The 12,301-nt window shown below is 70.2% G+C and carries 6 protein-coding genes; 3 read left to right on the forward strand and 3 right to left on the reverse strand.

Going from position 1 to position 12,301, the window contains the following annotated elements; translation table 11 throughout:
* From D456_RS24745 to D456_RS0121285, 3 genes are all read left to right on the forward strand, one after another.
* On the forward strand, positions 1-1,278 hold a 1,278-nt coding region (locus D456_RS24745; protein WP_040699839.1), incomplete at its 5' end, for a non-ribosomal peptide synthetase.
* A gap of 93 nt (positions 1,279-1,371) precedes the next feature.
* On the forward strand, positions 1,372-9,132 hold the full coding sequence (locus tag D456_RS0121280; protein WP_017578196.1) for a non-ribosomal peptide synthetase: 7,761 nt from the start codon (positions 1,372-1,374) through the stop codon (positions 9,130-9,132).
* A 41-nt stretch (positions 9,133-9,173) separates the two neighbouring features.
* Entirely contained in the window at positions 9,174-9,386 is a 213-nt protein-coding gene (locus tag D456_RS0121285; protein ID WP_017578197.1) for an MbtH family protein, read from the forward strand.
* Positions 9,387-9,458: 72 nt separating this feature from the next.
* On the opposite strand, the gene D456_RS24750 is transcribed toward D456_RS0121285, so the two are convergent.
* Genes D456_RS24750 through D456_RS0121300 form a run of 3 tightly spaced genes read right to left on the reverse strand, consistent with a single transcriptional unit; the run spans position 9,459 to position 12,242 of the window.
* Positions 9,459-10,406, reverse strand: a complete 948-nt coding sequence (locus D456_RS24750; protein WP_017578198.1) for an ArsR/SmtB family transcription factor — start codon at positions 10,404-10,406, stop codon at positions 9,459-9,461.
* Positions 10,407-10,455: 49 nt separating this feature from the next.
* Complete coding sequence (locus D456_RS0121295) at positions 10,456-11,280, reverse strand: ABC transporter permease (RefSeq protein WP_017578199.1); 825 nt, start codon at positions 11,278-11,280, stop codon at positions 10,456-10,458.
* The gene (locus D456_RS0121300) at positions 11,277-12,242 is read right to left on the reverse strand and encodes a daunorubicin resistance protein DrrA family ABC transporter ATP-binding protein (protein ID WP_017578200.1); all 966 of its coding nucleotides are present in this window, start codon (positions 12,240-12,242) and stop codon (positions 11,277-11,279) included. The genes D456_RS0121295 and D456_RS0121300 overlap by 4 nt, the downstream gene beginning before the upstream one ends.
* Between the last annotated feature and the right edge of the window lie 59 nt (positions 12,243-12,301).

Consider the following 12,301-nt stretch of genomic DNA (forward strand, 5'->3'; position numbering starts at 1 on the left):
AAGGGTGTGGTGGTCGACCACCGCAACATCGTGGCCCTGACCCGCGACACCCGCTGGACGAACGCGCACGGGCGGGTCCTGTTCCACTCCCCGCACGCCTTCGACGCGGCCACCTACGAAATCTGGACCCCCTTGCTCAACGGCGGAACCGTGGTGGTCGCCCCCGAACAGGGCCTCACCCCCGACACGATCCGAGCAGGCGTGGACGAGCACGGGATCACCGCGGTGTTCCTGACCACGGCCCTGTTCAACCTGTTCGCCCAGCAGGACCCGGCCTGCTTCTCCGGGTTGCGTCAGGTGTGGGCCGGCGGCGAGGCCGCCGACCCGGCCTCCTTCACCCGGGTCTTGGAAGCCTGTGAGGACACCGAGATCGTGCACGTCTACGGCCCCACCGAGACCACCACGTTCGCGACCTGCACCCCGATCAGCCCCGAACGCGCAGAGACGGGCAACTGCCCGATCGGCCGCCCCATGGACGGCACCCGCACCCACGTGTTGGACACCGCACTACGACCGGTCCCCGTAGGCGCGGTCGGCGAACTCTACATCTCCGGCAATGGTGTAGCACGCGGCTACGACCGGCGACCGGAACTGACCGCCGAGCGGTTCGTCGCCGACCCCTTCGGATCCGGCGGACGCCTCTACCGCACCGGCGACCTGGTCCGCTGGCAAAAAGACGGACAGATCGAGTTCGTCGGCCGCGCCGACGGACAGATCAAGCTCCGCGGCCACCGCATCGAACTCGGCGAGATCGAGAGCGCCATGGCCGGTGCCACGGGTGTGGCCCAGGCCGCGGCCGCGGTGGTCTCCTCCACCTCCGGAACACGGGTCCTGGCCGGGTACCTGACCGAGACCGTTCCCGGCATCGTGGACACAGCGGTGGTGGCCGAGGAGATCGCCCGGACGCTGCCCACCTACATGCTCCCGTCGTCGATGACCGTCATGGAGTCCTTGCCACTCAACGACAACGGCAAGGTGGACCGCCGGGCGCTGCCCGCACCTGACGGGCCCGCCGAAAGCAGCTACGTGGAGCCGGAGACCCCCACCGAGGGGCTCGTCGCCGAGGTCTGGGCCCGGATTCTCGGGGTCGATCAGGTCGGGCGCGACGACAACTTCTTCGACGTCGGCGGCGACTCGGTCAAGAGCATCCAGGTCGTCGGGGAGATCCGCACGGCCTTGGACATCACCATGCCCAACCGGGCGCTGTTCGACCACCAGACCGTCCGGTCCTACGCCCGAGCCCTCGAGGACGAGCTCATGGGTGACATGGCGGACTGAGCCCCGGCCGGAGGCGCGGATCCGACGGATCAGGCGCCTCCGGTGTCCGGCCCCTGTGTCCCCACGCCCCCGAACACGGCAGGAGCACGACGTATGAACGACACCCACGGCGACAACGAAGGCACCACCTCCGACCGGGCACGGTTGCGGGAAGAGATCCGACGCAGAATGCGCGAGTCGGGCAGGCGCAGGGACGAGATCCCGCACGTTCCCCGGGGCGAGCCCGCCGTGCTGTCCTTGGCCCAGCAGCGGCTGTGGCTCCTGGACCGCATCGAACCGGGTCGTGTCGACTACAACTCCGGGTTCGCCCTGGACCTGCGCGGTGATCTGGACACCGGAGCTCTCGGCCGGGCCCTGACCGCCCTGGTCCACCGGCACGAGCCCCTGCGCACCACGTTCACCGAGGTCGACGGTCAGGGACGCCAGATCGCGGGCGCCCCTGGTCCGGTGCCCGTGCCCGTCACCGACACCGACGGCGAGGAGGAACTCACCGAGCTCGTCGGCCGCCACTACCGCGCGCCCTTCGACCTGGAGTCCGGGCCGCTGCTGCGCGTGCACCTGTTCCGGGCCGGGACACGCCGCCACGTCCTACTCGCCGTCCTGCACCACATCATCACCGACGGTTGGTCTCTCGGCGTTCTCCAGCAGGAGCTGGACCGGCTCTACACCACCGCTCTGGAGGCCCCGCATCTGACCGGTGACGCGCTCGCCGCGACGCTCGACCCGCTCCCGTTCCAGTACCTGGACCACGCGGCCTGGCAGCGCGGCCGGATCGGCGGGCAGGCCTACGAGCGTTCGCTCACCCACTGGCGGGACCGCTTGGCCGGGGCCCAACCGCTCGAGATGCCCACCGACCGGCCCCGGCCTCCGGTACGGAGCATGCGGGGCGCCGAGTACGGTTTCCGGATCCCCGCCGATCTGGTCTCCCGTCTGGAAGAGGTGGGGCGCAGGCACAACACCAACCTGTACATGGTGCTGATGAGCGCCACCCGGATCGCCATGGCGCGATGGACCCGTGACGAGGACGTGGTCCTGGGCACCGTCACCGCGGGCCGGGAGGATCCCCGGTTGCACGGCCTGGCCGGCTTCTTCGTCAACACCCTCGCGCTACGCGGCCGTGTGGACGAATCGCTCTCCTTCTCGGAGAACCTCACCCGGACCCGTGACGGAGTCCTGGCCGACTTCGACCACGCAGAGGTGCCCTTCGACGCCGTGGTGGATGCGGTCCTGACCGAACGCGACCCCACCGTCCCTCCACTGGTGCAGGCCGCCCTGGTCCTGCAGAACGCTCAGGGAGAAGGCCCGGTGTCCTTGGGCGGCCTGGAGGTGCGGCCCTTCCCGGTACAGCGGGAGCACGCGGTCTTCGACCTGACTTTGCAGTTCCAGGAGGAGGCCGAAGGGATCGCCGGCTCCGCGGAGTTCAACACCGACCTCTTCGACGAGACCACCATCGCCCGCTTCGTCTCCGACCTGTACGAGGTCCTGGCCGGCGCCGAGGACACACGTCCTCTGCGGGCCCTGCGGCCGGGCGGGGAGGACGCGGGCCTCCTGACCGGCCCTGCCGGCCCTGCGCCACGTACTCTGCCCGAGCTCGTGGCCGAACGGGTGAGCGCCCACCCGGACCTCCCGGCACTGACGGGGACCGAGGGCTCGGTCTCCTTCGCCGAACTCGACGAACGGGCCGCTCGGATCGCCGGATACCTGCGCGCCCGGGGGATCCGGCGCGGTGACCGGGTCGGAGTGTGTGTGGAACGCTCACCGGAGTTGGCCGTGCTGTTCCTAGCGGTGGTCCACGCCGGTGCCGTTCATGTGCCGTTGGATCCCTCCTACCCGTCGGCGAGGTTGGCCCACATGGTCGAGGACGCCGACCTGGCGGCTGTACTGACCACTCCGGGAGGGGCCGCTCCCCGATGGGAACAGGTGCCGGTACTCACCCCTCAGGAGGGCCAGGGGCATCCTCCGCTGCGCGAGCCGGTCACGGTGCACGATCCGGCCTACATGCTCTACACCTCCGGTTCCACCGGACGTCCCAAGGGCGTGGTCGTCTCGCACCACGGCCTCGCGGCCCTGGCGCGTACCCTGGGCCGGCCGATGGAGACCGGGCCGGGGTCACGGTGGCTGCAGTTCGCTTCACCGAGTTTCGACGCCTTCATCGCAGAGTTCCTGGTCGCATTGCTCAACGGAGCCACGTCCGTCCTACTGCCCCAGGCCGATCTGATCGGCAACGGGCTTCCCGCTGCCCTGCGCGAGTACCGGATCAGCCACATCATCCTGCCTCCGGCTCTCCTCCCGAGCCTGTCGCCCGAAGACCTGGGGCCGGTCGAACACCTGCTCGTGGCGGGTGAGGCCTGCCCGGGCGAGCTGGTCGAGCGTTTCTCGGCGGGCCGCCGGATGTACAACGCCTACGGCCCCACCGAGGCCACGGTGTGCACCACTGTGAGCGCTCCGCTGTCCGGATCGGGCACACCGCCCTTGGGGGACCCGGCCGACGGAACGCGGATCCAGGTCCTGGACCGCTGGCTCCGGCCGGTACGCGACGGGGTTCCGGGAGAGCTCTACATCAGCGGGGACGGTCTGGCACACGGGTACTGGAACCGGGCCGGGATGACCGCGACGAGTTTCGTCGCCGATCCCTTCGGCCCGCCCGGAGCCCGCATGTACCGGTCCGGTGACGTGGTGCGCCGCCGCCCCGACGGGGAACTGGAGTTCCTCGGCCGGTCGGACGAACAGGTCAAGATCCGCGGTCACCGCGTCGAGCCGGGTGAGATCGAGGCGGCCCTGCACGGACTGCCCGGGATCGAGCAGGCGGTGGTCACCGTGGACGTGAGCAGGGCCGGACGCAGGTTGGCCGCCTACGTGGTCCCCTCCGGCACCGATGCGCCCGACCCCGTGGAGCTGGCCGATCAGGCCTCCGCGGTGCTTCCGGGGTACATGGTTCCTTCCGCCTTCGTCGCGGTGGACCGGATCCCGATGACGCCCAACGGCAAGACCGACCGCAAGGCGTTGCCTTCCGTCGACTGGTCGGAACAATCCCGAACCGGGTACACGGCCCCTCGCACCAGTGCCGAGCACGATCTCGCCGAGCTGTGGTGCGAGCTGCTCGGGCTGGAGCGTGTCGGCATCCACGACGACTTCTTCCGGGTGGGAGGGGACTCGGTCGGCGCGGTCCGGATGGTCTCCCGCGCCGCCGACGTCTTCGGGACCCGGTTGCAGGTGCGTACGGTCTTCGACCGTCCCACCGTCGCCGAACTGGCAGCGCTGCTGACGGCCGAGGGGGAAGGGCCCGCCGAGACCGCTCTGCTGCCGGTCCCCCGCACGACTGATCTGCCGCTGTCGGCAGCCCAGCGCCGTTTGTGGTTCCTCGACCGGTACGACCCCGGCGGTTCGGAGTACAACTCCGGTGGCGCGCTGCGGCTGACCGGGCCGTTGGACGTGTCCGCCCTGACCGCGGCACTGGACACCCTGCTGCACCGGCACGAGGCCTTGCGTACCACGTTCGCCGAACGCGACGGGCGCCCCGTGCAGATCATCGGCGCACCCACTGGCGCGGACACGGAAACAGCCGATCTGAGCGCAGTTCCGGACCAACAGAAGGACGCGGAGCTCGACGCGTTGCTCCACGAGTTCGTGCACCGGCCCTTCGACCTCGCGGAGGGGCCTCTCTTCCGCGCGCTACTGGTCTCCCTGGGCCCCACCGAACACGTGCTCGCCCTGGGCATCCACCACATCGTCGTGGACGCCTGGTCCCTGTCCGTTCTGACCCGCGAGCTCGGTCTGCTGTACCGGGAGGCCGTCCGGGCCGAGGAGGTGCCCGGTCCCGACGATCTCGCCGAGGGGGCCGGGCTGGGGCAGCCCCGTCTGCAGTACGCCGATTTCGCGGCGTGGCAGGACTCCTACCTGGAGTCCGGGGCTTTCCACGAGGGGCTCGAGTACTGGAAGGATCTTCTGGCCGGGGCCGAGCCCCTCGCGTTGCCCACCGACCGTCCGCGCCGTCCCGTCCGCCGGGGCCGGGGCACCGTCCGCGCCTTCGAGGTCCCCGAGAGCACGCTCGGCACGGTCCGGGCTCTGGAAGCCGACAGCGGCGCCACCCTGTTCATGGTGCTGACCACCGCCGTACAGGTGGTCCTCTCCCGCTACACCGGACAGCGGGACCTCGTCCTGGGGACGGTCACTTCCGGCCGTGCCCGTGCGGAGCTGGAGGACGTGGTGGGCTTCTTCGTCAACACGCTGGCCTTGCGTATGCGGGTGGACGAGACACTCACCGGTGCCGAACTCCTGGCGAGCGTACGCGAGAGCCTGCTCGCTGCCTACCAGCACGGCGACGTCCCCTTCGACACCGTGGTGGAAGCTGTCGCTCCGCAGCGCGACCCGTCCCGGCCCACGTTGGTCCAGGCGCTCGTCTCGGTGCAGAACGCCCCCGCCCAGGAGTGGGAGATCGAGGGGCTGACCGTGGCCGAGCAACCGCTGGCCCGGAACAACTCCCTGTTCGACCTCAGTGTGGATTTCCAGGAGGACAGCGGTCGGCTGCACGGTTCCGTGGAGTACGACACCGACCTGTTCGACCCGGAGACGATCGACCGGTTCATCGGCCACGTGTGTCTGGTGTTGGAAGGGCTCGCGGCCGATCCCGGGGCTGCCGTGCACACGGTGAACCTGGTCCCGCCGGCCGAGCGCGCCGAACTCCTGGCGGCCGGGCGAGGTCGGCAGGAGGAGACCGGTACCCACGTTCTCGAAGGTCTGGCCGAGCTGGCCATGAGCGACCCCGGCGGCCCGGCTCTCACGGACGGGGCACAGACGCTGTCCTTCGGTGAACTGGACCAGCGCGTCAACCGTCTGGCCCGGCATCTGGCCGGGTCGGGGGTCGGCCCGGGGACCCGGGTGGCCACGGTCCTGCCCCGTACCGCCGATGCGGTGGTCGGTCTGTTCGCGGTCCTGCGGGCCGGTGCCGCCTACGTGCCGATCGATCCCGATGCGCCGACCGAGCGTGCCCGTACCGTTCTGGACCGTTCGGGGGCGGAACGGGTCCTGACCGTCCCCGCCCTGGCCGAACAGGTCGAGCAGGTCGCGGATGAGCAGATCCCGGTCACAACGGTGGATGCGTCCGTGGCCGAGGCTGGCACCCCGGTCACCGACCTCGACAGGACACGTCCGTTGCACGGGGCACACCCCGCCTACGTGATGTACACGTCCGGGTCGACCGGAACACCCAAGGGTGTGGTCGTCACCCACGCCAACCTGTGTGCCATGGCCGCCGCTTACCGGGCCGCAGTCCTGGACGGGCCCGAGACCGCGGGTCGGCGTCTCACCGCCGCGCACGTGGCCGCGTGGACCTTCGATGCCTCCTGGGACCCGTTCGTGTGGCTGCTGAACGGTCACCACCTGCACCTCGTCGACGAGTACACCCGCACCGACGCCGAAGCGCTCTGCGACCGTCTCGACAGGTACGGGGTGGATTACCTCGACACCACCCCCTCGTACCTGAACCAATTGGTCACCGCCGGCCTGTTGGACGAGGACCGGCACACGCTCACCGTGCTGACGGCGGGCGCCGAGGCGTTGGAGGAGAGCCTGGCCGATCGGCTCTCCTCCGCCGGGGTCCGTGCCGTGCACAATTTCTACGGGCCGACCGAGAACACCGTGAACAGCACGGTCTGGCGGGTCCTGCCCGGGACGGCTCCGCTGATCGGCCGGCCGGTCGCCGGCACCCGTGCCCTGGTGCTCGACCCCTGGATGCGGCCGGTCCCGACGGGTGTACCCGGCGAGCTCTATCTGGCGGGGCCGTCGCTGGCCCGGGGGTACGAAGGGGCACCGGGGCTGACCGCCGAACGTTTCGTCGCTGATCCGTACGGTTCGGGTGGGCGCCTCTACCGGACCGGGGACATCGTCCGCTGGACGCAGGGCCGGGAACTCCAATTCATCGGACGCGACGACGACCAGGTCAAGATCCGCGGGTTCCGGATCGAACTCGGCGAGGTCGAGTCAGCGATGTCCGCGCTGCCCGGTGTCCGTTCGGCCTCCGTCCTGGTCCGTGAGGACCGGCCGGGGGTCCGGCGACTGGTCGGCTACGTCGTCGCGCAGGAAGGCGCTGCCGGTGTGGACTCCGCCTCCGTCCGCGAAGGTGTCGCACGACGGCTTCCCGACTACATGGTCCCGACCGCCGTGGTCGTGTTGGAGGAGCTTCCGCTCAACGCCAACGGCAAAGTCGACCGCACGGCACTGCCCGCCCCGGCGGACGAGGCCTTCGACACTGCCGGGTACGTACCGCCGAGCGGCCCGACACAGACCCTTCTGGCCCAGATCTGGGGGGAGCTGCTGGGGCTCGGGAAGGTCGGTTCCCACGACAACTTCTTCGACCTGGGCGGGGACTCGATCCTGAGCATCCAGCTCGTGTCCCGGGTCCGTGCCGCCGGGCGCGAACTGACCTCCAAGGACGTCTTCCTCCACCAGACCGTCGAAGCGATGGCCGCCGCCATGGACGAGCGGGTGGAATCGGCCGGACCGGACACGAGCGGTCCGGTCTCCGGTGAGGTGGCTCTGACCCCCGTGCAGCGCTGGTTCTTCGAGACACACCCGCGCTCACCCGAGTACTTCGACATGTCCTTGCTGGCGGAGACCTCGCCCGGTACCGATCCCCTCCGACTCGCGCATGCGGCCGAGCACCTGCTGACCCACCACGACATGCTCCGGCTCCGGGTCGAGCGCACCGGGGCGGGGTGGCGCCAGCACCTGGACGCGGAGCCCTCGTCCGGGGCCGTGCGTGTGGTGGATGCCTCCGGTCTGACGGAGGCCGAGGTCGGCGAGGTCCTGGCCCGTGAAGCAGGCCGCCCCAGGTCGGCCTCACGTCTGGCCGAGGAGCCGTTGTTCGAGGTCGTGGTCGTGGACACCGGCGCCGCCGACCGGCACCGGCTGTTGCTGTCGGCTCACCACATGGTGGTGGACGGGGTTTCCTGGCGCGTCCTCCTGGAGGACCTGGCCAAGGCCTACGGGCAGTTGCGCGACGGACACCCGGTCGATCTCGGGGCGAGGACCACCCCCTTCCCGGTATGGGCCGAACGTCTGACCTCCTTCACCCGTCAGGGCGGTTTCGCCGACGACCTGAAGGCCTGGATCGATTCCGTTTCGGACGCCGCCGTGTCCGTACCGGTGGACCTGGCCGAGGGCCACAACGACGTGGCTTCCCAGGCCGTGGTCCCCTCGGAGCTCTCGGAGGAGGAGACCGGTCTCCTGCTCTCCCGGGTGCCGGGTGCGTTCCGTTGCCGGATCGACGACGTGCTCCTGGCCGCGCTCGGACGGGTCCTGGCCGACTGGACCGGCTCCGGCCGCGTTCTGGTCGAGAAGGAGGGCCACGGACGCGAGGACCTGTTCGAGGACGTGGACCTGTCCCGCACGGTCGGCTGGTTCACCACAATCTACCCGGTCCTGTTGGAGCTGCCCGAGGAGGCCGATTGGGCCAGGACGGTGACCGCGGTCAAACGCCGGACCCGGAACGCCCCGAGCGGTATCGGGTTCGGTGCGTTGCGGTACCTGGACGAGGGCCCCGACACCGAACCGCTGCGCCGCCTGCCGGAGCTGCCGGTCTCCTTCAACTATCTGGGCCGGTTCACGGACGGGGACGGGGACGGCCTCATCAGCCGGTTCGTGCCCGTGCCCGCCTCGGACCACGCAGCGGACGAGGAACGTACCAACCTGCTCGACGTCACCGGTTCCGTCACCGGGGGCCGACTGCACTTCTCCTGGACCTACTCGGCCAACCGGCACCACCGGCGGACCGTCGAGCGGCTCGCCGGGGCCTTCACCGAGGCCCTGCGCGAACTGATCGCCGCGGCCGCGAACCGGCGCAGCCGCCGGCCCTGATACCCACTGCTCCCCACAACCGCGAGAGGAACGAGGAAAACATGAGCAACAACCCCTTCGAGGACGAGGACGCCACGTATCTGGTCCTGGTCAACGCCGAAGGCCAGCATTCCTTGTGGCCTTCCTTCGCCGAGGTTCCCGAGGGATGGGAGACCGTCCTGGAGGAGACCTCCCGGGAGGAGGCCCTGGCATACGTGGAGGAGAACTGGACGGACATGCGCCCCAAGAGCCTGGTGAACGCTCTGGAGGGGTGACCCGGTCCGGTGAGGGGCAGGGGCGCGGGGCGACCCGGCAGCCCCTGCCCCGTTCGTGTGCGGGCCGCCTGCTCAGGCGGACTCGGCCAGGCGGGCCCGTGGCCCCGGACGCTGCCCCGAGGCTCCCGCGCCGCAATGGTTCAGGAGCGCCGCTCCCAGATCGGTGGCCAGGTGCCGGACCTTGCTGCCCTCACGGGTCGTGGTGATCAACCCGGCTTCCCGGAGCGCTGCGGTGTGTTCGCTGATGGAAGTCGCGGAGACGTGCAGTCTCCGGGCCAGCTCCCCCGTGGAGGCCGGGGCGAGGAGTTCGGTCAGGACCGCCGAGCGGGTCCGCCCGAGCAGGCGGCCGAGGACCTCTGGGAAGCGGTCGGGGCCCCGGAGCGACGGGTCCAGGGGCTCGTCCGGGCCCAGCGCCGGAAACAGCAGCCCCGCGCGGGGGCGTCCCGATGCGGGTTCGGTCCACTGGTGCACACGGGGGCCCGACACCAGGAACACCGAAGGGAACAGGACCAGTCCGTCAGCCGGCTGCAAGGACCGGTCGATCCCGTCATCGATCTCCAGACCGTCCTCGGTCCACCGGCCGTGCGGTCCCAGGGACCGGATCAGCGCTTCGGCGCCTTCCTTCGCCAGCCGGAACCCGGCACGGTCTGCGGCCAGTGCCTGGAGCGCGCTCACCCGTGCCTGGTCGGGACCCACGACGGTTCGTCCCACCCGGGCCAGGGTGCGTACCGCGCGCCGTGCCCGGTCGGGCCCCGGTGGCTGGAAGGACTCCTCCCCCTCCGGTGGATGCGCCCACGGCGGTAAGCAGGAGAGGGCTTCGGGTGCTTCCACCAGCTCCGCCCGCACGAACGGGAGCGCGGACAGGCGGATACGGGTGCGGCGTGTCCATTCGCCCGCTCCGGAACGGGCCGGGTCGTGGAGCACGGACTCCAGTGCGTGGGCGGTCTCGATCAGCCAGGACAGTTCCGGGTGGACCCGGATGCCTGCTGTGGCCCGCGCCGTCAAGTCGACTCTGGTCATGTGGAACACCCTTCGGGTCTGGGCAGCGGTGCCGGTTGCACGTACGGGCTCAGCGGACCCTCCGCAGGTAGGCGCGGAGTGCGAGCGGCAGGAGGACGGCGTGGCAGACGGCCACCGCCACCAGGCTCCACGCCAGCGGGCCCGCGACGGGGCCGCCGATCATCAGTCCGCGCACGGTGTCCACGAAGTGGCTGACCGGGTTGATCCCGGCCCAGATCTCCAGCCAACGGGGCATGGTCTCGGGGTCGGCGAAGATGTTGCTCCCGAAGGTCAGCGGCAGGATGACGGCCATCGCAACGCCCGGGACCGCCTGCGGGTTGGCGACCATCATCCCGATCAGTACCGAGAACCAGCACAGGGTCAGTCCGAACACGATGACCAGTACGCAGGCGAACAGGGTCGAGAGCGGGTCGGTCTGGATCCGGAAACCCAACGCGAAGGCCAGTACCAACAGGACGCTCAGCGCTACGGCGTAACGGACGACGTCGCCCAGCACGGCGCCGATCAGGGGCGCCGAGCGTGCGATCGGCAAGCTCCGGAACCGGTCGAAGATGCCTTTGGAGATGTCGGTGTTGAGCGCCATCCCCGTACCGATGCTCGCGTACATGGTGATCTGCACCATCAGCCCCGGCACCAGGGTCTGCAGGTAGCCCTGCCAACTGCCGGAGATCGCCCCGCCGAGCAGGAAGACGAACACCACCAGGAACAGGACCGGTTGGATGACCGTGTCGATCAGGGTCGTGGGTGTGCGTAGGACGTAGCGCAGGTTGCGTTTGGCCAGGGTCAGGCCGTGCCCGACCCCTTCCAGAGGGCCGATCCGTCTCTTCACCGGTGCCGGCAGCACATTCTCGGGGGTGAGCGTGGGGGTGCTCATGCGGAGACCTCCTCGTCGGTGTCACCGGGCAGGGCACGGCCGGTCAGGGAGAAGAAGACGTCGTCGAGGCTGGGCAGCCGCAGGGCCAGCTCATCGGTGGTGATCGCTTGTTGGTCCAACCGCCTGACCAGGGAGGACAACAGGATCGGTTCGTCGGTGGGCACGGAGATCGAGACCCCGTCCGAGGCCAGGACGGGGCTGGTGCCCAGCAGGTCGGTGACGAAGCCCATCACCCGGTCGATGTCGGTGGGGTCGACCGGGCGCACGTGCAGGGTCTGGGAACCGGTCCTGCGTTTGAGCTCGGAAGGGGTCCCCTCGGCCACGGTCCGGCCGTGGTCGATCACGGCGATCCGGTCGGCGAGCTCGTCGGCCTCCTCCAGGTACTGCGTCGTGAGCAGGACGGTGGTGCCCTCCTCCGCCAGGTTGCGCACGATCTGCCACAGGTCACCGCGGCTCCGCGGGTCCAGACCCGTGGTGGGTTCGTCGAGGTAGAGCACCTGGGGACGGCCCACCAAACTGGCCGCCAGGTCGATCCGCCGCCGCATACCGCCCGAGTAGGTCTTGACGGGCCGGTCGCCGGCCTCGGACAGGTCGAAGCGCTCCACGAGTTCCCGGGCGCGGGCCTTCCATCCCCGTCCGGGCATGCCCAGCAGTTGTCCGATGAGTTCGAGGTTCTCCCTACCGGTGAGCTCGTCGTCCACGGACGCGTACTGGCCGGTGAGCCCGACGAGGCCGCGTACCGCCACCGGGTCGCGCAGTGCGTCGTAGCCGGCCACGTGCACGCTGCCCTCGTCGGGCCGTGCCAGAGTCGCCAGGATCCGCACCATCGTGGTCTTTCCGGCCCCGTTGGGCCCCAGGACCCCCTGGATCGACCCGGTGGGTACTTCCAGGTCCACCCCGTCCAGGGCGGTGGTCCGACCGAATCGCTTCACAAGGCCGGAGGCCCGGATACAGGTGTCCATTCGCGATTCCTCCTCTCGTCCGTACCACCGTCCCGGAAGGGGCGGACACCGGGCGGACA

The organism is Nocardiopsis kunsanensis DSM 44524, from assembly GCF_000340965.1.
GTDB lineage: Bacteria > Actinomycetota > Actinomycetes > Streptosporangiales > Streptosporangiaceae > Nocardiopsis > Nocardiopsis kunsanensis.